At 67.8% G+C, this 19439-nt stretch carries 22 protein-coding genes; 8 read left to right on the top strand and 14 right to left on the bottom strand.

Annotated elements, in window-relative coordinates; translation table 11 throughout:
- From VGE49_RS12905 to VGE49_RS12885, 5 genes are all read right to left on the bottom strand, one after another.
- On the bottom strand, positions 1 to 653 hold a 653-nt coding region (locus tag VGE49_RS12905; RefSeq protein ID WP_331034947.1), incomplete at its 3' end, for a dicarboxylate/amino acid:cation symporter.
- Positions 654 to 751: 98 nt separating this feature from the next.
- On the bottom strand, positions 752 to 1681 hold the full coding sequence (locus VGE49_RS12900) for a DUF6999 family protein (protein ID WP_331034946.1): 930 nt from the start codon (positions 1679 to 1681) through the stop codon (positions 752 to 754).
- Positions 1678 to 2418 (bottom strand): iron-containing redox enzyme family protein, encoded by a 741-nt coding sequence (locus VGE49_RS12895; RefSeq protein ID WP_331034945.1) that lies wholly within the window; start codon positions 2416 to 2418, stop codon positions 1678 to 1680. Before VGE49_RS12895 ends, VGE49_RS12900 begins: the two co-directional genes overlap by 4 nt.
- Positions 2358 to 3494, bottom strand: coding sequence for a beta-ketoacyl-ACP synthase III (locus VGE49_RS12890; protein WP_331034944.1), 1137 nt, complete (start codon positions 3492 to 3494; stop codon positions 2358 to 2360). The genes VGE49_RS12895 and VGE49_RS12890 overlap by 61 nt, the downstream gene beginning before the upstream one ends.
- 119 nt (positions 3495 to 3613) lie before the next feature.
- Entirely contained in the window at positions 3614 to 6568 is a 2955-nt protein-coding gene (locus tag VGE49_RS12885; RefSeq protein ID WP_331034943.1) for a TonB-dependent receptor plug domain-containing protein, read from the bottom strand.
- Between the two features lie 378 nt (positions 6569 to 6946).
- Here VGE49_RS12885 and uvrB point away from each other — a divergent pair, with 378 nt between their 5' ends.
- Both uvrB and VGE49_RS12875 read left to right on the top strand, forming a co-directional pair.
- Entirely contained in the window at positions 6947 to 9307 is a 2361-nt protein-coding gene (uvrB, locus tag VGE49_RS12880) for an excinuclease ABC subunit UvrB (RefSeq protein WP_331034942.1), read from the top strand.
- Positions 9308 to 9462: 155 nt separating this feature from the next.
- The gene (locus VGE49_RS12875; protein ID WP_331034941.1) at positions 9463 to 9792 is read left to right on the top strand and encodes a hypothetical protein; all 330 of its coding nucleotides are present in this window, start codon (positions 9463 to 9465) and stop codon (positions 9790 to 9792) included.
- A gap of 179 nt (positions 9793 to 9971) precedes the next feature.
- Here the strand turns inward: VGE49_RS12875 and VGE49_RS12870 are convergent, their stop codons facing one another.
- The 7 genes from VGE49_RS12870 to VGE49_RS12840 form a co-directional block, all read right to left on the bottom strand.
- Positions 9972 to 10259, bottom strand: a complete 288-nt coding sequence (locus tag VGE49_RS12870; protein ID WP_331034940.1) for a GNAT family N-acetyltransferase — start codon at positions 10257 to 10259, stop codon at positions 9972 to 9974.
- A gap of 15 nt (positions 10260 to 10274) precedes the next feature.
- On the bottom strand, positions 10275 to 10649 hold the full coding sequence (locus tag VGE49_RS12865) for a hypothetical protein (RefSeq protein ID WP_331034939.1): 375 nt from the start codon (positions 10647 to 10649) through the stop codon (positions 10275 to 10277).
- A gap of 9 nt (positions 10650 to 10658) precedes the next feature.
- Positions 10659 to 11039 (bottom strand): serine/threonine protein kinase, encoded by a 381-nt coding sequence (locus VGE49_RS12860; protein ID WP_331034938.1) that lies wholly within the window; start codon positions 11037 to 11039, stop codon positions 10659 to 10661.
- A 58-nt stretch (positions 11040 to 11097) separates the two neighbouring features.
- The gene (folB, locus tag VGE49_RS12855) at positions 11098 to 11487 is read right to left on the bottom strand and encodes a dihydroneopterin aldolase (RefSeq protein WP_331034937.1); all 390 of its coding nucleotides are present in this window, start codon (positions 11485 to 11487) and stop codon (positions 11098 to 11100) included.
- Positions 11484 to 12020: a 6-pyruvoyl trahydropterin synthase family protein gene (locus VGE49_RS12850; RefSeq protein ID WP_331034936.1), complete on the bottom strand. Its 537-nt coding sequence runs from the start codon at positions 12018 to 12020 to the stop codon at positions 11484 to 11486. Before VGE49_RS12850 ends, folB begins: the two co-directional genes overlap by 4 nt.
- A 106-nt stretch (positions 12021 to 12126) precedes the next feature.
- A complete protein-coding gene (locus tag VGE49_RS12845) occupies positions 12127 to 12906 on the bottom strand; it encodes an SDR family oxidoreductase (RefSeq protein ID WP_331034935.1) in 780 nt (259 codons plus the stop codon).
- Positions 12907 to 13320 carry a dihydroneopterin aldolase gene (locus VGE49_RS12840; protein WP_331034934.1) on the bottom strand — a complete coding sequence of 138 codons (414 nt, stop codon included), beginning with the start codon at positions 13318 to 13320 and terminating at the stop codon, positions 12907 to 12909.
- 154 nt (positions 13321 to 13474) lie between these two features.
- Here VGE49_RS12840 and VGE49_RS12835 point away from each other — a divergent pair, with 154 nt between their 5' ends.
- From VGE49_RS12835 to pgsA, 6 genes are all read left to right on the top strand, one after another.
- Positions 13475 to 13948: an NUDIX domain-containing protein gene (locus VGE49_RS12835; protein WP_331034933.1), complete on the top strand. Its 474-nt coding sequence runs from the start codon at positions 13475 to 13477 to the stop codon at positions 13946 to 13948.
- Positions 13949 to 13958: 10 nt separating this feature from the next.
- Entirely contained in the window at positions 13959 to 14819 is an 861-nt protein-coding gene (locus tag VGE49_RS12830; protein WP_331034932.1) for an alpha/beta hydrolase, read from the top strand.
- The gene (locus VGE49_RS12825) at positions 14816 to 15262 is read left to right on the top strand and encodes a DMT family transporter (RefSeq protein ID WP_331034931.1); all 447 of its coding nucleotides are present in this window, start codon (positions 14816 to 14818) and stop codon (positions 15260 to 15262) included. The genes VGE49_RS12830 and VGE49_RS12825 overlap by 4 nt, the downstream gene beginning before the upstream one ends.
- 16 nt (positions 15263 to 15278) lie before the next feature.
- Complete coding sequence (uvrC, locus tag VGE49_RS12820; protein ID WP_331034930.1) at positions 15279 to 17171, top strand: excinuclease ABC subunit UvrC; 1893 nt, start codon at positions 15279 to 15281, stop codon at positions 17169 to 17171.
- Positions 17172 to 17203: 32 nt separating this feature from the next.
- Positions 17204 to 17824 carry a carbonic anhydrase gene (locus VGE49_RS12815; RefSeq protein ID WP_331034929.1) on the top strand — a complete coding sequence of 207 codons (621 nt, stop codon included), beginning with the start codon at positions 17204 to 17206 and terminating at the stop codon, positions 17822 to 17824.
- An 84-nt stretch (positions 17825 to 17908) separates the two neighbouring features.
- Positions 17909 to 18541, top strand: a complete 633-nt coding sequence (gene pgsA, locus VGE49_RS12810; protein WP_331034928.1) for a CDP-diacylglycerol--glycerol-3-phosphate 3-phosphatidyltransferase — start codon at positions 17909 to 17911, stop codon at positions 18539 to 18541.
- A 178-nt stretch (positions 18542 to 18719) separates the two neighbouring features.
- Here pgsA and VGE49_RS12805 read toward each other — a convergent pair whose 3' ends face one another.
- Both VGE49_RS12805 and VGE49_RS12800 read right to left on the bottom strand, forming a co-directional pair.
- Positions 18720 to 19256 carry a GNAT family N-acetyltransferase gene (locus tag VGE49_RS12805; RefSeq protein WP_331034927.1) on the bottom strand — a complete coding sequence of 179 codons (537 nt, stop codon included), beginning with the start codon at positions 19254 to 19256 and terminating at the stop codon, positions 18720 to 18722.
- Positions 19253 to 19439: S46 family peptidase (locus tag VGE49_RS12800; RefSeq protein ID WP_331034926.1), on the bottom strand; the 187-nt coding region annotated here is incomplete at its 5' end. The genes VGE49_RS12800 and VGE49_RS12805, both read right to left, overlap by 4 nt.

The following is a 19439-nucleotide window of genomic DNA, read 5'->3' as shown; positions in this document are numbered from 1 at the left end:
AGCACGCCGGCCGCGCTGGCCCCCGCCATCAGCCCCACCCCGATCGACAGGGCGAAGACGCCCAGAGGCGCCGCCAGCAACACCCAGCGGACGATGGTGATCATGGTCTCGCCGACCGCCTCGAAGAAGGTGATCAGCGGCGTGCGCAGCCGGTCAGGCAGGCCCGAGGCCGCGAAGCCGAAGAAGACGGCGAAGACCACCATGCCCAGTATGGCGTCCTCAGCCGCCGCGCGGATCGGGTTGGCCGGGGCGATGGTTTTCAGGAACTCGCTGAAGGGCGCCCCGGCGCTCAATCCTTCCGCCCCCTCGGGCTTGATGGCCAGCAGCAGGCGCGCGCCCTCGGGGTCGATGGGCCACAGGGCGTGCAGGCCATAGGCCGCGCCCACGGCGTAGATGGTGGCGAAGACGATCAGTCCCCCGAACCAGGCCACCGCCCGCATCGCCAGCCGCCCGGTCCGCGCCGCATCGGCGATGGAGGCGATGCCCGTGACCAGCAGGCTGAAGACCAGCGGGATGATCGTCATGCGCAGGGCGTTGAGCCACAGCTGACCCAGGGCCTGGATGAAGTCCGCCGTGGCGTGGCCGCCGGGCAGGCCCCACTTCTGCGCGGCCGCCCCGGCCAGCAGGCCCAGCGCCAGGGACAGCAGCACCATCGTGCTGAGGGAGGTCAGAAAGGAACGCGCCGTCTTCATAACGGCGACGCTATCAGCGCCCGGAAAACACGCCAGAGGAAATCGGCGCGCCGCGCGCCCTAATGTGGAGAGCCGGAGTTGGCCGGGTCCAGCGGCAGGCCCGCCGCCTGACGCGCCTTCATCACCCGCAGCCAGCCGTGCATGGCCTCCGAATCCAGGCCGTGCATCATCAGGCGATAGCCCGCCTGCAGCGTCGACAGGGCCACCAGGGGATGGCCGTTCTTGACGAAGGCCATGTGGTAGCTCGTGCCCAGGATGCGGGCGATGTAGATGGCCATGACCTCGTCCAGTTGCAGCGAGCTGGAGGCCCGCACGAAGTCGTCGCGCGGCAGCATCAGGGCGTAGATGGGGGTGTAGAACTCCACCGCCGTCTGCACGTCGACGAAGTTGTGCCAGCGGCGCGGGAATTCCTCGAACGGCGGAAACGCGTCGGAGATCATCGAGAAGTCGATGCGTTGGGGCGGCGTCAGTTCACGCCCTTCCGCCCGCAGGACGGTGTTCATCTCGATGACGAAGTTGAAGATGTTGAGGTCGTGCTGAAGAAACAGATCCGGCTCGATGTCCTTCAGCCGCGTCGGCGTCAGCGGCCATTTCGTCACCTTGTCGCCCACGCCCGCGTTCTCGCGCACGAAGGCGGTCAGTTCCGACCCGACATGGAAGTGGCGTAGGATCACCCGGTTGGCCTCCGGCGTGGCGAAGGTTCTGAGGCCCCAGTGGATGGTCCTGTGCAGCAGGCCGTTCAGGTTCGGATGCTTGGGCGAGATGACCCGCAGCACCTTCACCAGACAGAAGAACAGAAACACCAGCGGCCGCGCCACCGGGAAGAACCAGCGCCGCGACCGTGACCGCGCGCCCAGCAGCAGGTCGCGCTTGGCCCCGTCGTCGATCGGCAGGCTGTGGTCGAGATAGAGCGCCATCCACGGATCGGGATCCTTGGGATCGAACCGCGCGGGATCGAACGGGTCCTCCCCCGGCTTCAGCCGCTTCACGCCGCGATCTCCTCGATCTGCAGGGCGTAGAGGCGGGCCGTCACCTTGGCCGTGGTGACGATGCGTTCGGCGACGAAGGGATCGGGCAGGACCATGCCCAGCATCTCCTCGAACTCCTGCATGTGCTCGGCGTCGTTGTCGCCGTGATAGAGCAGGAAGCGCACCGCCTCGTCCGGCAACTCCAGCCGCTCCTGCACCTTCAGGCCCCAGGGCCGCGCCTTGATCGAGCCCAGCCCCTCGATGACGAACATGGCGCCCAGCAGGCCGAAGGGATCGGGCTTGGACGCCTCATGGAACATCCAGGCCGACAGGGCCTCAGACCCTACATTCTTGGGCGCCGACTGGATGTCCGTAAGCAGCCCGCCCGAGGCGACGAAATCGGCCTCCAGCAGGCGGAAATCGCGATGCTCCGTCACCGCATGGCGCATCAGGGTCGAGCGCAGCTCCAGATGATCCTCGCCGATGTTGGACGCCGCCCGGCTCATCCACAGCGCCCCGTCCTTCACCTGCTGGCGCAGGTTGATCAGGAAGCCGTGGTAGTCGGCGATCTCGAAGCGCCCGCGCGTCAGCTTACGGATCAGGGGCGTCGCCTCCAGCCGCTGCTCGAAATCGGCGAAGACGACCGCCAATTTCCGCAAGGTTTCGGCCACGGCCGCCTCAGCCAGTTGTTCCGCCATCAGACCATCTCCAGCATCATGAAGCCGATCATCGCCCGCCCGCTCTCGGGCACGATGCACAGCACCTTGTCTCCACGCTTTCCGCGTCCCGACTTCATGAAGGCGTCCAGCATGACCCAGATCGAGGCCGAGCCCACATTGCCGCTGTCGGGCAAGGTCGTGAACCACTTCTCCTCGGGGATCATGGCCTTGGTGCTTTCCAGCAGGCCGACGATCTCCTGACGCAGCGACCGCGCGGAGTAATGACACAACAGATGGTCGACCTGATCGGGCGTGATCCGCCCAGCGTCCACCTTCTCCAGCCAGACGCCGATCCAGGCGCGGATGACGATCTTCAGCAGGTCGAAGTCCTGCAGCAGGGCCACCGCCCCCGCCGCATGGGCCGCCGCCGGCCCGGCGTGGCTCCAGGCGCTGGTCATGTCGGCGCGCGCCTGCGGCGTCGATCCGGCCCACATACAGGGATCGAAACGCCCGGCCAGCGAGGTCATGTCGATCCACTCGACCTTCAGGCTCAGACCGTCGGGCTTCAGCCTCGGCTCCATCACCACGGCGCCCGCTCCGTCCGACAGGGTGAAGCGCAGGAAGTCCGCCTCGATCCGCGCCCGGCCCTTTTCGTCCACCAGCGCCGTGCCTTCATAGAAGACAGGCTGGAACCAGCGGGACGAGAACTCGCCGGCGCAGGCGACGGCCACATCCGCCTCGCCCGCCCGCACGCTCAACCACGCCCCCTTGGCCGCCATCAGGGCGCTGGCGCAGACCGACTGATAGCTGACCGCCTCCAGCGGCCCGGCCCCCAGTTCGGCCTGAACGGCGCTGGCGTGGCCGGGCACCAGATAGTCGCCCTGCGTCGCCGCCGCGCCCAGATGCTGCAGGTCGCCCAGGCTCAGCCCCGCCTCATCCAGCGCCGCCCGCACGGCGTCTGCACACATGGAGGCGTTGGAGTGCAGCGGCTCGCCGTCAGCATTCAGGGCGTAGTGCCGCCCCTCGATCCCGTTCCAGCGCAAGGCGCGCCGCCCCACGGCGGACGCCCGCCCGCCGATGCGGCCGATGAAGTCCTCCATCCGGTCATTGCCGATCCGCTCGCCCGGCAGGACGGCGCCGGTTCCGGTGATGAAGACGTCGCGAAGCTGACTCATGGTTGCGGACCTTGGCGGCGGCGCCGTCCCGGCACAAGCCGGCAATCCGGCCTCCAGACGCAGAAAGGGCGGCGGACCGAAGCCCGCCGCCCTCTCCTCAACCTGAAATCAGGTCGGGCTTAGAAGGACTTCGTGAGGTTCACGAAGGCCGTGCGGCCCAGGTAGTCGTAGCCCGAGTACAGCGGGGCGTTGCCGACCCGGTTGTACACGCCCGACGAGATGACCGGGGGATCTTCGTTCAGCAGGTTGCGAACGCCGGCCGTCAGCGTCCAGCCTTCGGTCGAGTACTGGACCGAGGCGTTGTGCTGGAAGTAGTCGCCGACTTCGAGGTCGTACTGGCTCGTGGCCGGATCTTCCTCATAGTAGGCGTAGCTGTCCATGCCCTTGATCCACTCGACGCCGTAGCGCACGCGCCATTGATCCCAGGCGTAGGACACGTCAGCCGTCCCGGTGAATTCCGGGTTGTTGATCATGCCCTTGACGTCTTCCAGCGGGTCTTCTGCGAACAGCTTGCTCGAGACTTCCGTGTACTGGGTGACGCCCAGGTTGAACAGCGCCGTGCCCGGACCGACGTCCTTGCGGTAACGCACGGTGTAGTCGAGACCCTTCACGATGTCCGTGGCCAGGTTCACGTAGCTGTCGTGAACGGTCAGGGCGTTGTTGGCCTTGTCGCGCTCGACCAGACGGCAGAAGCCGACGTCGGCGGCGAAGTCGCCGGGGTTCGAGTCGTAGCAACGGGTCAGGATTTCGCCGGCGCCGGTGCGCGACACGCCGTTTTCGACTTCGATCTCGTAGTAGTCGACGGCGAAGGCCAGGTCGCCCCAGGCTTCCGGCAGGGTCGGCTGCAGGACCAGACCGATGGTCATGTTGGTCGAGGTTTCAGCCTTCAGACCGGCGTCGGCGCCGCCTGCGGTGATGACCTTGACGCTGGTGGTCGACTGGAAGTCGCCCGCCAGGCCCTCGGCGGTGCAGTTGGCGACGCGGTTCGGGTTGACGCCGTCCGAACCGAAGCTGTTGCAGCGGTCCAGGGTGTTCGACTGGAAGCCGGTCGTGGCGCCGACGAACTGCTCGAACAGCGCCGGAGCGCGGTACGAGGTGCCGTAGGTGCCGCGGAAGGTCACGCCCGTGATCGGCTGGTAAACCAGGCCGACCTTGTAGGTCATGTCGTCGCCGTACGAGTCGTAGTCCGTGTAACGGGCCGAAGCGTTCAGCGTCAGTTCCTTGGCGAACGGCGCGTCGCGCAGCAGCGGCGCTTCGATTTCACCGAAGGCTTCCCACACCGAGTCCGAACCGCGGGTGATGGCCGAGGTCGAGTAGTTGTAGGTGTTGCCGGTCTGCGAATCGAGGCCCGGGGTGTCGTCGATTTCCGACTTGCGGTACTCGGCGCCGAAGAAGCCCATGACCTTGCCGGCCGGCAGGTCGAACAGCGGACCGTCGACGCCGAAGCTGGCGACGGTTTCGGTGTACTCGGTGATGCCCTTGACCGGACGGAAGACGTAGTCGACCCAATCCTTGGGCAGCACGCCGCCGATGGTCTGGGTGTTCAGCACCGGAGCCGCGATGCAGCCCGGGTTCGAGGCCAGTTGAGCGCACTGGAACTTGCCCGGCGCGATCTGGACGACGTCCAGGCTCTCGATCAGGCGGTTCGTCAGGAACTGCTCGCTGGTGTATTCCGAACGCGAACGCGAGTAGCTGACCGAAGCGTCATAGCGCCATTCCGGGATGAAGAAGTCGCCCTTCATGCCCGCGACGTAGCGGTTGAAGTTCACTTCCTGCTCGGAGTGGTCGTTGCCGAAGCCGATGAAGGCGCGCACGCCGACGGCCTTGCCCTTGCTCAGGCCCTGGTCGGCGAAGGCGGTGCTCCAGGCCAGGTTCGACGGGATCAGCGGGCTGCCCTTGGCGTAGTCGAGCGCCAGTTGACGGAAGCCCGTCTGCGACGACTTGCGCTGGTTGAACAGCATTTCGCCGTAGACTTCGGCGTTGCCCAGAGCGTTCAGCTGATAGGCGGCTTCACCGTAGATGGTGTTGATCTCGACCGGCGAGATCAGCGAACGGTTCAGCATGCGGTCGTCGAAGGTGTCGCGAACGTTCAGGTTCGTGCCCGTGCCGCCCACGCCTTCAAAGCCGACCACGCCCGAGGTGACGGCCGCGTTCGGACGCCAGCGGTTGAAGCTGGTCGCGGTCGTGCCGGCGGCGCCGACGCCGGCGGCCGTGTTGGTGCCGATCGAGTTGATGGCCGAACCGTTCGAGCCGGTCGTGGTGATCGGATAGCACTTCGACTGGCCGGTGATCGGGTCGATGTAGTCCTTGTTGTTGCGGAAGCCGTCCGTCTGGCAACGCGTGAACTCACGGTCGCGCAGGGTCAGCTCGTCGCGCTCGTAACGCTCAAGCGAGCCGGCGGCCCGCCAGCGGTCGCCACGGGCGCCGGCCGTCAGCGAGTAGCGGCTCGAACCGCCCGCGCCGTTGGCTTCCAGCGGCTCGTTGACCTGGGCTTCAAAGGTCAGGCCCTCGAAGTTCTTGCGGGTCTGGATGTTGACCACGCCGGCCACGGCGTCCGAGCCGTAGACCGACGAAGCGCCGTCGCGCAGGACTTCGACGCGGTCGATCATGGCGGTCGGCAGGACGTTCAGGTCGGCCGCGCCGACCGAGCCGCGCGAACCGGCGGGCGAGACGCGACGGCCGTTCAGCAGCACCAGGGTGCGGCTCGGGCCCATGCCGCGCAGGCCGATGGTGTTGGCGCCGGGGCCGCCGTTAGTGACGTAGCCGCCGTAGGAGTTGTTGATCTGGGCGGTGCCGCCCGTGACGGCCGTGCTCTGCAGGGCTTCGGTCGTCGAAGCGAAGCCTTGCAGCGTCGCTTCTTCGCGCGTCACGACCTGGGTCGGCGACGGGGCGTTGAAATTGTCGCGGCGAATGCGCGAGCCGACGACGACGATTTCGTCGACGGAAGTGGTTTCCTGGGCGGTATTGGTTGCGTCCTGAGCGAACGCGGCTCCCGGAGCGAGCAGGGTCAGCGACAGTGCGGCGGCGCCGGCCACCATCGTCGTGCCCAGCAGGTAGTCTTTACGAGTGCTCATATGCCTCTTTGTACCTGTGAATATTGAACAGCAAATACGGCGTTACGTGAACGCCGCTTCGTATACCAATGTTCGACTCTACGTTTCTTGGTTGCCTCAACGGCTAAGAAAACCGTCACAGCAGGGCAACCAAAATATTGCTATAAAGCGACGTTAGGCGAAAAAGCGCGTCATTTTTGACGCCCCAAAGTCGATATCAAACCACAATTCGTCCATTTATGGCGACAAATAGCCAAATAATGCCCGTATTGTGACGCTATCGGGCTGCATTAAGGCAAAGCTTGAGCCGGATGAGGGCGAGGGCGCGGCGACACGATCCCCGCTCGCCGCAATCCCCCCCTATGGCGTCATCGGCCCGCGCGCACTACCTTGGCGTTCATGGCTCGTTCTCCTTCGACCCCGTCGCCCAAGCCCGTTCACGTGCCCGGCCAGAGCGCGGGCCAAAGCGCGGGGATGCAGGAGATGGCCGCGCCCTTCGTCCAGGACGGACCGCGAGGTCGCGGCGGCAAGGCCATGCCGATGTTCGCCCCCGTCGCCGGCCCGCGCCTGACGCCGAAGGAGCCGCCCGCCGCCCCGACCGACTGGGTCCCGCACCGCCCCTCGCGCGAGGGGACGAAGAAGGGCGGCCGCTTCCGGCTGGAGACCAAATACACCCCCGCCGGGGACCAGCCCGCCGCCATCGCCGAACTGTCGGCCATGGCCGAGGCCGGCGAGCGCGATCAGGTCCTGCTGGGCGTCACTGGCTCGGGCAAGACCTTCACCATGGCCAAGGTCATCGAACAGACCCAGCGCCCGGCCCTGATCCTGGCCCACAACAAGACGCTGGCGGCCCAGCTCTACTCCGAGTTCAAGGCCTTCTTCCCCGACAACGCGGTCGAGTATTTCGTCAGCTACTACGACTACTATCAGCCCGAGGCCTACGTCCCGCGCACCGACACCTACATCGAGAAGGACAGCTCGATTAACGAGCAGATCGACCGTATGCGCCACGCGGCCACCCGCGCGATCCTGGAGCGCGACGACGTCATCGTGGTCGCCTCGGTCAGTTGCATCTACGGCATCGGCTCGGTCGAGACCTACACCGCCATGACCTTCACCCTGAAGGTCGGCGACACCATCGACGAGGCCAAGCTGCGCGCCGACCTCATCGCCCTGCAATACAAGCGCAACGACCTGAATTTCGAACGCGGCATGTTCCGCAAGCGCGGCGACGTGCTGGAGATCTTCCCCGTCCACATGGAGGACCGCGCCTGGCGCATCCAGCTGTTCGGCGACGAGCTGGAGTCGATCCAGGAGTTCGACCCCCTGACCGGCAAGAATACCGCCGAGCTGGAAGAAGTCACCGTCTACGCCGCCAGCCACTACGTCACCCCGCGCCCGTCGCTGAACCAGGCCATCACCGGCATCAAGGACGAGCTGAAGGAGACGCTCGACTGGATGAACGAAAACGGCAAGCTGCTGGAGGCCCAGCGCCTCGAGCAGCGCGTGCGCTTCGATCTTGAGATGATGGAGGCCACCGGCTCCTGCGCCGGCATCGAGAACTACAGCCGCTGGCTGACCGGCCGCGCGCCGGGCGAGCCCCCGCCCACCTTCTTCGAATACATCCCCGACAACGCCCTGCTCTTCGTCGATGAAAGCCACGTCACCGTCGGCCAGATCGGCGCCATGTTCAAAGGCGACTACAGCCGTAAATCCACCCTGGCCGAGTACGGCTTCCGCCTGCCCTCCGCCATCGACAACCGCCCGCTGAAGTTCGAGGAATGGGACGCCATGCGGCCCCAGTCAGTCTTCGTCTCGGCCACCCCCGGCGCCTGGGAGCTGGAACGCACCGGCGGCGTCTTCGTGGAGCAGGTCATCCGCCCCACCGGCCTGATCGACCCCCCGGTCGAGATCCGCCCCGTCTCCGGCGCCGCCCGCAACCAGGTCGACGACGTCATCGACGAGGTCAAGGCCACCAGCCGCGCGGGCTACCGCTCGCTAGTCACCACCCTGACCAAGAAGATGGCCGAGGACCTGACCGAATACATGCACGAACAGGGGGTGCGCGTCCGCTACATGCACTCCGACGTCGACACCCTCGAACGCATCGAGATCCTGCGCGACCTGCGCCTCGGCGCCTTCGACGTCCTGATCGGCATCAACCTGCTGCGCGAGGGCCTCGACATCCCCGAGTGCGGTCTGGTCGCCATCCTCGACGCCGACAAGGAGGGCTTCCTGCGCTCGGAAACCTCCCTGATCCAGACCATTGGCCGGGCGGCCCGCAACGTCGACGGCCGCGTCATCCTCTACGCCGACAAGATGACCGGCTCGATGGAGCGCGCCATCGCCGAGACCAACCGCCGCCGCGAGAAACAGCAGGCCTACAACCTCGAACACGGCATCACGCCCGAAAGCGTCAAGCGCGACATCAAGGACATCCTCGAAAGCCCCTATGAGTCGCGCGACCTCGACCGCCTGACCCGCCCCGGCGTGGCCGAGGAAGCCAAACCTTTCGTCGGCTCCAACTTCCAGGCCGCCCTCAAGGACCTGGAGGGCAAGATGCGCGACGCCGCCGCCAACCTCGAGTTCGAGGAGGCCGCCCGCCTGCGCGACGAGATCAAGCGCATGAAGCTCCTCGACCTCGAATTCGCCAACGAAGCCCTCACCGCCTCCGACGAAGCCGTCGACAAGTCAGCCCCCAAACGCTGGCGCAAGGAAGCGGCGGCGGAAAAGGCGGAGGCGTTCAGGAAGGGGCGGTAGGCGGACAACCGCCACCCTCCCCCGACAGGCTGGGACGGTCCCAACGGCGATCCCCTGAGGCTTGGGCGCCACAGGGGCGCAAAACCCGGCGCCTCCCTCACATGAATAAGGGAACGGCGCGGAAATTGCGGCATTGTCGTGTCGAAGGGTGCATCATGTCCAAACCGAACAGTCCAGAATCCGACGACCGGCCCAATCTGCGAGTCGTCTCCTCTCCCGAGGCCGAGGTCTATGACCTGATGCGTGCGCCAGAGACCACCGCCGAGCGAGTCAAACGCCTGCAAGCCGAGGCGCGCGCCCTGGCCCTCGAACAGGTCGAGGCGCTGGAAGAGGTGCTGCTCAAGGCCTCGGAGATGGCCAAGGAGATCGCCGAGGGCGGCGACGCCTATCCTGTCGGCGCGCGCGAACTGGCCCACCGCCTCGCCCAGGACCTGCCGGTCAAGGCCGAGACGATGAAGGCCATCATCGCCAAGAGCCATCCTTGATGCTTGAAGGGCGCTAACGCGAGCGACGCGGTCGCTCGCTGCTTGAGCGTGTTTCAGGCGCTATCGCTCGGCTCGCGAAGCCTCGCTGCTTGAGCGCTCGCCGCGCCTAGCCGTTCAAGCGCGCGCGAAGCGCCAGGCCGCGTCGGGTCGGGAGGTCCCGAAGGGCCGACGACCGCGGCCTAGCCAAGAATGTCCGAAAACTCAGGATGCCGGCGCAGCCACGCCGCCGCATAGCTGCAGTGCGGGATCAGGGTCAGCTTCTCGGCCTGCGCGTGCTCGGCCAGGGCCTGCATGAACTTCCCCGCCGCCCCGTGGCCGCGCAGGGCCGGATGGGCCTCGACGTGCAGGATGACGCGGGCGTGGCCGCGGATCGCATACTCGGCCCAGACGGGATGCTCGTTCCCGTCCGCGTCGGCGAACTCCTGCTGGAAACGGCGGTCGGCGGGCTGGTCGCGGAAGGCGGTCACGGAAGGCTCCTCAGATCAGGCCGGCCGGTCGTTCAACAGGGCCAGCAGACCCAGAACGCTTTTCACCGTGAACCAGATCGACACCAGCAGCAAAAGAAGCCCGAACAGCATCAGGAAGGGGATGCCGATCAGGATGACCGAGGCCACGGCGCTGACCGCGATCAGGCCCCAAAGCACCACGCTGATCCAGAAAACCGACCAGAACAGGCTGATCTGGGCCTCGATATGCTGGGCCGCCAGACCCGTCGCCGAACCCCGGCAGGCATAGGCCACGATCAGCCCCGCCAAAACCAGCAGGTTGGCGCTGGGGATCGACAGAACATAGAGGATCCAGGCCAGAACCGCCCCGTCCCGACCGTTGCCGCGCGCCTGGGACATCTGATCGGTCATGGCGGGCCCCTAGTAGAACAGACGCATCGGATGGCGGATCGGACGGCCCTCGAGCAGGTCCTTCAGGCCCAGAGCGCCGCGCACGATCGACCAGACCGCCATGACGAACAGGACGAAGACCCCGACGTTGATCAGGATCAGCACCACGCCGCCGACGATGGCGGCGACGGCGGCCATCAGGGTCCGCTGCTGGAAGATGAAGTGACTGCGCGCCAGCGGATCGACCGGCGGCTCCTTGCGCCAGACCCGCAGCAGACCGACCGCCGCCGCCACGCCGAAGGTCGGCACGGCGAACAGGATCAGGGCGTAGCCGACATAGAGGCTGGTCAGGTCGCCTGCCTGGTCGGGCGTGGCCGCGCTGTTGCTGCTGTAATCGCCGGACTGGACCATCGGAACCTCTTTAACGAGGCGGGAGAATGGCGGGACGAGCGCCCCCGCGCAACCGGCCTCAGCGGGAATAGGCGACTTCGCAGCCCGCCGCCGCCGCGCCGGGAATGGCGCCGGGCTTTTCGATACGCACCTTGACCGCCAGAACGCGGTGATCGGCCAGACAGGCCAGGGCGATGCGCTCGGCGAAGGTCTCGACCAGGGCGATGTGCTCGCCGGCCGCCAGTTCGCGGGCGATGCGGGCCACGCCCTCATAGTCCAGGGTGTCGGACAGGGTGCGGATCGGGGCGGCGCCCAAGTCCAATTCGACATCGACGAACAGGGGCTGCAGCCGGCCGTGCTCATGGGCGTGCACCCCGATGGCGGCCTGAACCTCCAGCCCCCGCACGAGCACGCTCAGGCCCAGACGGCGCGGCTCGGACGCGGTGAAGGGCGTAACGACGGCGCTCACGACCAGGTCTCCGACGGCAGAAGGTCATTGATGCTGAAATCAGCCCGGTCGCACCAGTCGCCCAGCTTCCAGGCCCGCTCGGCCTCGGTGAGGCCGCGCGTGAGGACGGTGTTGGTCGGCGTCTCCTCGATGGCCAGTTCGGCCAGGCGGAAGGGCAGGCCCTCGGCCGCGAGGATGGCCTCGAGTTTCCGCCAGAGCGCGATGACCAGGGCCTCGGTCGTCGGATCGCCGTCGATGGTCAGGACCTGGTTCAGCCGCTGCGGCTCATGGCTCTGGAACCAGTCCAGCAGAGGATCGGCCCGGTTCAGCTGGAAGGCGTGGTCCAGACTGCGGTCGACAAAGCCGTGCCAGCGCCGCTTCAGGTTCTCGAACGAGGCGGCGTGGTTCGAGCGGCCGAAGGCGATCTCGGCCGTCGGCTCCAGCGTCACCTTGACGAACTCATTGTGCCCGTGCGGCACGGCGCACTTCGACCCCGCATCGGCGATCAGCCGGTGCGCCATCGAGAAGCGGCGGGTGAACTGGACGACAGGCATCAGGGGCAAAAGATCCGAAAACGCGGGCGCTCCATATAGGCGCCGCGAAGGGTTCGCGCATCAACACCCTGACGGCGGCGAAGTAAAGGCGGGTCCGAGAACAGCGTCAGGGAACGGGGATTCCGTCAAAAGCCACGTCGCGCCCGCGGCCGATCAGGCTCTCGCCCCCGTCGACGGTCAGGTTCTGGCCGGTCAGGCTGGGCGTCTCAAGCACGAAACGCACGGTGCGGGCCACGTCCTCCAGCGAGGCGCCGCGCCCCAGCGGGGTGTCGCGCCAGGCGGCCTGATACTCGGCCTCGGTCTGCTCGCCGCTGCGCAGGATCAGGCCGGGCGCGACGCCGCACAGCCGCACACGCGGCGCCAGACCCATGGCCAGGGTCCGCGTCAGCCCCGCCAGACCGACCTTGCCCGCCGTATAGGCGAAGAAGTCGGGGTTCGGACTATCGACCTTGTGATCCAGGATGTTGACCACCACGCCCTGCCCGTCCGCCGCCTCAATGACGCGAGCGAAGTCGCGGATCAGGAAGACCGGCGCGGTCAGGTTGGAGGCCAGATGCTCGGCCCACGACGCCTCGGTCAGGGTCTGCAAGGTGTCGTAGCGGAACAGGGAGGCGTTGTTGATCAGGGCGTCGATCCGCCCGAAATGGCCGACGACGCGGTCGATCAGGCCGTCGCGCTCGCCCGCATCATTCAGGTCCGCCTGAAAGGCCGCCGCCCGCACGCCGAGGCCGCTCAGGTCCGCGACCAGAGCCGCCGCCTCGTCCGCCCCGCCGCGATGGTGGACGGCAACGTCCCAGCCCGCCTCGGCCAGGACCCGCGCAATCCCGGCGCCGACGCGGCGCGCGGCCCCGGTGATCAGCACCACCTTGTTCAGGGGGGCGCCCATTCAGCCCGGCCTGCGGCGGAAGATTTCCACGCCCGCGCCCGCGGCTTCCGGGAAGATGTACGGCTTGGTGATCCGCACGCGGCAAGCCTCGACCGGCGGCAGATCGAAGCAGACGCCGATCAGTTCCTCGACGAGGGTTTCCAGCAGTTCGACATGCTCGCGCCCGCGCCAGCCGGCGATGTGATCGCGCACCCGATCATAGTCGATGAAGCCGCCGTCGCCCCCCGCCTTGGGCAGGGGCCAGGCCGCGAACATCTCGACATTGACGATCAGCCGCGTGGGGCGCTCAGGGTGCCGCTCCCACGGGTGCAGGCCGATGCGGACATCGACCGCCACATCCGACAACAGGACGCGGACATGGTCCCCGGCGTGACGCCAGTCGAACCCGCCCGCGCCGGAAGCGGATTCAGTCAACCCGGCCGAACTCGTAGAAGTTCACGGCGGCGATGACGGCGATGAAGGCGAAGATGATGCCGATGGCCAGCATGGGAGGTCTCCTGTTCAAAGCTTCGCATAGAGGCGTTGGCGCGACTGTTCAAGCCGCCGTCGCCCGGCCTATCGTCGCCCCATGACCACCTGGCGCACCCGCATCGAGCCCTTCACCCGGCCCCTCTTCTTCGCCGTCTCGCGACTGAGCCGGGGCATGACGCTGGGCGTGCGCGGGGTGGCGGTCGACGGCGAGGGCCGCGTGCTGCTGGTCAAACACACCTATCTGCACGGCTGGTGGCTGCCCGGCGGCGGGGTGGACCGAGGCGAGACCACCCAGGCCGCCGTCGTCCGCGAGTTGCGCGAAGAGGCCGGGCTGATCGCCAGGGGCGAGCCGCGCCTGGTCTCGGTCCATTCGAACGAACGCTTCTTTCCCGGCGATCACGTCCTGGTCTTCGCCATCGACGCCTTCGACTTGACCGAGCGCACCAGCCACGGCGAGATCGCCGAGATCGGCTGGTTCGTCCCCGACGCCCTGCCCGAAGACACGACCCGCGCCACCCGCGACCGCCTGGCCGAAATGTTCGGCGGCGTCCCGCCCAACCCCGACTGGTGAGACCCCTGCCATGCCGCACCCGGATCGCCGCCGTCTTCTGATCGTCGCCACGGGGCTTGCTCTGATCCCGGCGCTGACGGGCGCCGCCGGGCCGCCCGGCGTCGAGGTCCTGAGGTTCGGCGCCGATCCGCAGCAGGTCTGCGACCTCTATCCCGGCTCCGACGGGTCGGCGGTCCTGCTGTTCGTTCACGGCGGCGGATGGGCGCATGGCGAGCGGAGCATGGTGCACGCCCTGCCCGACTACGCCCGGCGCCACGGTCTGACCCTGGTCTCGACCGACTATCGGCTGGCGCCCGCCGTCACGGCGCGGCGGTCGGCCGAAGACGTAGCCGCCGCCGTGGCCGCGGTTCGTCGGGCGCGGCCCGGCGCCCCTATTCTCCTGCTGGGCCATTCGGCGGGGGCGCATCTGGCGGCCCTGGTGGCGACCGACCCGGCCTATCTGGCGGCGCAGGACCTGACGCCCGCCGACCTGGCCGGCGTCGTCCTGCTGGATGGGGCGGGCTATGACGCCACGACGCCGCGCGGGGGACGCGGGCCGCTGAACCGGGCGCTGGAGCGGATGTATGATCAGGCCTTCGGCGACGAGCGCGCCGCCCTGTCGCCGACCTTGCGGGTGCGCGACGGCGAGGTCTATCCGCCCTTCCTGATCTTCCACGTCGCCGGCCGCGAGGAGTCGGCCGCCCAGAGCCGCGCCCTGGCCGCCGCCCTGATCCGCGCGGGCGGTCAGGCCGAAGTCGTCGCCGCCCCCGGCGACAGCCACCGCAGCCTCAACACCGGCTTCGGCTTGGCCGCCGATGCCGAGGGCGAGCGCGCCGCCGCCTTCATCGCCGCCCAGACCATGCGCGCGGCTCGCACGGAGCATGCGTCATGAACCCGTCCTGGATCGTCATGCTGCTGGTCATGCTGGCGGGCGGGGCGACCGCCTTGCAGGCGCCGACCAACGCCCGGCTGGCGGGGGCCGTCGCCTCGCCGATCAATGCGGCCTTCGTCTCCTTTCTGGTGGGGACGGCGGCGCTCGGCCTGCTGGCCCTGACCCTGCAGACCCGGCCTGACGCCACGGCGATGAAGGCTCTGCCCTGGTGGGTCTGGATCGGCGGCCTCTATGGCGCGATCTTCGTCGTCACCGCCGCCTGGAGCGTGCCGCGCCTGGGCGTGGCCATGACCGTCATCCTGATGGTGGCGGGCCAGATCCTGATCAGCGTCGTCCTGGATCATTTCGGCGCCCTGGGCGTGCCCAGGCAGCCGCTGAGCCTGACCCGGCTGCTGGGCGTGCTGCTGGTTTTCGGCGGCGTGCTTCTGGTCCGGCGCGGGTGAGCCTATATCCCGTCCGATGACCGAAGCGACCACCGACACGCCGGGCGAGGCCCCAGACGCCCCCTTGCCGCTTCAGGCCGCCGAACTGATCGCCGACGAGGCGCGTCGCGCGCCCGACAAGCCCGGCGTCTATCGCATGTACGGCGAGGACGGGGCCTGCCTCTATGTCGGCAAGGCCAAGTCGCTGAAGAAGCGCATCGTCCAGTACGCGCAAGGGCGCTTCCACACCCAGCGCATCGGCCTGATGGTGTCGCTGACCCGCTCGATGGAGCTGGTGGTCACGGACACCGAAACCGCCGCCCTGATCCTGGAAGCCGGCTATATCAAGCGGCTGAAGCCGCGCTTCAACGTCCTGCTCAAGGACGACAAGTCCTTCGCCGAGATCATGATCCGGCGCGACCACCGCGCCCCCCAGGTGAGGAAGCATCGCGGCGCCCATACGACGCCGGGCGCCTATTTCGGCCCCTTCGCCTCGACCTGGGCGGTCAACCACACGCTGAACACCCTGCAGAAGGCCTTTCTGCTGCGCTCCTGTTCGGACAGTGTTTACGAGACCCGGACCCGGCCCTGCATGCTGCATCAGATCAAGCGCTGCTCGGCCCCCTGCACCGGCCTGATCTCGCTGGAGGACTACGGCGAGCTGGTCGCCGAGGCTGAGCAATTCCTGCGCGGCCGGTCGCGCGCCGTCATCGCCCGCCTGTCCGACGAAATGCAGGCGGCGTCGGACGAGATGGAGTTCGAACAGGCCGCCCGCCTGCGCGACCGCATCCGCGCCCTGACCGCCATCGCCATGGAGCATTCGGTCTCGGCCGAGAACGTGGGCGAGGCCGATGTCTTCGCCCTGCACGCCGAGGGCGGCCAGGCCTGCGTCCAGGTCTTCTTCTACCGCGCCGGCCAGAACTGGGGCGGACGTGCCTATTTCCCGCGCGTGGACCGCACCGACAGCGACGCCGTCATCCTGGGCGCCTTCCTGGCCCAGTTCTATGAGGACAAGCCGGTCCCGCGTCAGATCCTGACCAATGTGCGACCGCACGAGTTCGAACTGCTGCAGGAAGCCTTCACCCTGAAGGCGGGGCGCAAGGTCGAGATCCTTCAGCCCCGGCGCGGCGACAAGCAGACGGTTCTGGACCACGCCCTGACCAACGCCCGCGAGGCCCTGGGTCGCAAGCTGGCCGAGAACTCGGCCACGTCGAAGATCCTGGACGAGGTCTGCGAGGCCTTCGGTCTGGACGCCCGGCCCGAGCGGATCGAGGTCTATGACAACGCCCACATCCAGGGGAGCAACGCGGTCGGCGGCATGATCGTCGCGGGGCCCGAGGGCTTCCGCAAGAACCAGTATCGCAAGTTCAACATCCGCGGCGACGACCTGACGCCCGGCGACGACTACGGCATGATGCGCGAGGTCATGCGCCGCCGCTTCGGCAAGATGGTCAAGGACGAGGAGGCCGGCGAGGTCGTCGAGCGCCCCGACCTGCTGCTGATCGACGGCGGCGCGGGCCAGCTGGCCGAGGTGCTGGCGGTGCTGGCCGACCTGGGCGTCGATGACATCACCGCCGTCGGCGTGGCCAAGGGGCCGGATCGACACGCAGGCAAGGAGCATTTCTTCATGCCCGGCAAGCCGCCCTTCATGCTGCCGATGAAGAGCCCGGCCCTCTATTACATCCAGCGCCTGCGCGACGAGGCCCACCGCTTCGCCAACGGCGCCCACGCCCAGCGCCGCTCGATGGACATCAAGAAGAACCCCCTGGACGAGATCGACGGCGTCGGACCAGGCCGCAAGAAGGCCCTGCTGCACGCTTTCGGCTCGGCCAAGGGGGTGTCGCGCGCCGCCGTCGCCGACCTGATCAAGGTCCCCGGCGTCAACCAGTCGCTGGCCGAACGCATCCACGGCTTCTTCCGAAAGGCTTGAGCAAGGAACCCGCACAGGTTTAGGAAGCCGCCATGACCGATGAACGCGACGAACTGACCGAAGGCTATCACCGCTTCCGCCAGAACCGCTGGCCGACGGAACACGCCGAGTATGAAGCCCTGGTCCACGGCCAGAAGCCGCACACCCTGGTCGTGGCCTGTTCCGACAGCCGCGCCGACCCGGCCCTGATCTTCGACACGGCGCCCGGCGAGCTGTTCGTGGTGCGCAACGTCGCCAACCTGGTTCCGCCCTATCAGCCGGACGGCAAGCTGCACGGCGTCTCGGCGGCGCTGGAGTTCGGCGTCAACGTGCTTCAGGTCAAACGCATCGTGGTCATGGGCCACGCCTACTGCGGCGGCGTGAACGCCATGCTGAACGGCTCGCCCTCCAACTGTCAGGACTTCGTCGCCCCCTGGGTCGCGCAGGGCGCGCCGACCGTGCGCCGCGTGGTCGAGGAATTCCCCGCCGACCAGGTCGAGCGCGCCGCCGAGGAGGCCGTCGTCCGCCTGTCGATCGACAACCTGCGCACCTTCCCCTGGATCGCCGCGCGCGAGGCGGCGGGCGATCTGGCGCTCAGCGGCCTGCACTTCGGCATCGCCGACGGCATCCTGTCCAAACTGACCGGCGCGAAACGGTTCGAACGGCTGGGCTGAGCCTCCGCTGAGGGGGACAAGTCGCCGCCCTCGCCTCTCGGGGCGAACCGTGGCACACCCTCAGGCGTTGCAATGGACGTGATGATGACCCCTGCCCACAAAGCCAACCCGATCCCGAACATCCTGACCGGCATTCGTCTGGGGGCGGGCGTGGTCATGTTCCTGCTGCTGGCCGGCGCGACCAGCGGCTTCCCCTTCGTCTCGGCCATGCTAAGCCCCGACGACCAGTTCGCCATGTACCGGACGGGTTTCTGGATCTTCGTCATCGCCGCCTCGACGGACTGGATCGACGGCTATCTGGCGCGTCGCTGGCACGCCGAGACCCGTTGGGGCGCCATCCTGGACCCCATCGCCGACAAGATCCTGGTCACAGGCGCCATCCTGGGCGTCCTGACCAGCGGCTCGGTGCAGCAGATCATCATTCCCTGCGGCCTGATCCTGTTCCGCGAGTTCGCCGTTTCGGCCCTGCGCGAGACCATGGCCGGGCGCATCAACCTGCCCGTCACCCTGGCCGCCAAGTGGAAGACCACCCTGCAGATGGTGGCCCTGGGCTGCCAGCTGTTCGCCCGCAACTGGGACGGCTGGGGCCTGCCCTTCGACTACCTGCCCGCCTTCCAGCTGTTCTCGGACACCCTGATCTGGCTGGCGGCCCTCATCACCCTGTGGACCGGCTGGCAGTATTTCAACGCCGCCCAGAAGCAGATGCGGGATCTGTAGGATTCTCCTTCTCCCCTTGAGGGAGAAGGTGTCGTGCGAAGCATGACGGATGAGGGGTGTCGGCGGCGCGGGTTGAAGTTCAGCCTCGTCGCCGGCGCCCCTTTTTTCATGCCGTCGCGCTGACACCCCTCATCCGAGCGCCTCCGGCGCCCACCTTCTCCCTCAAGGGGAGAAGGGATTAGAGCGCCTTTTCCAGAACCACGAAGGTCAGGTCCCGGTCCGACAGGCCGAAGGTGGCCGCGTCCAGCGGGAAGGGCCGGGTTTCGCCGGTCAGGGCGTAGCCGCGCCGTTCGTACCAGGCGATCAGTTCGGCGCGCTGGCGGATGACTGTCATCTCCATGCGGGTCGCGCCGAAGCGGCTGCGGGCCTCGGCTTCGGCGGCCTCGATCAGCAGGCGGCCCAGACCGCCCGCCTGACGCGTGGGGTCGACGGTCAGCAGGCCGAGATAGGCCAGACCCTCGCCCTGGTCCGCCACCTGGACGCAACCGGTCAGAAGTCGCTCCCCCTTGGCCTCGACCTCGGCCAGCAGGATGACCCGCGAGGCGTCGGCGAGGATGTCCAGAAGCTCGGCCTCGTCGGTGCGCTGGCCGCCCAGCAGGTCGGCCTCATGGGTCCAGCCCGCCTTGGCGCTGTCGCCGCGATAGGCGCTTTCGACCAGGCGGTGCAGCGCCGCCACGTCCGAGGACGCGGCGGGCCGGAAGGTCGGCGCGATCAACGGCGCGCCCGGCGCGGGGCGGCCTTGGGAGCCACGCCCAGCTCCTGGATCAGGTGATCCATGCCGTAGACGTCGCGCAGGGCCGTGGTCACGGCCTGGGTGGTGACGATGACGCTGCGGTTGACGTTGCGGTCATAGCCGTAGGCGTTGCGCTGGGTCAGGACGGTGGAGTCGAAGTTGGCG

The sequence above is a fragment of the Brevundimonas sp. genome (assembly GCF_036405315.1).
Lineage (GTDB): Bacteria > Pseudomonadota > Alphaproteobacteria > Caulobacterales > Caulobacteraceae > Brevundimonas.
Note: the sequence above shows the minus strand (reverse complement) of the source record. Positions and strands in the feature narration are given on the sequence as shown.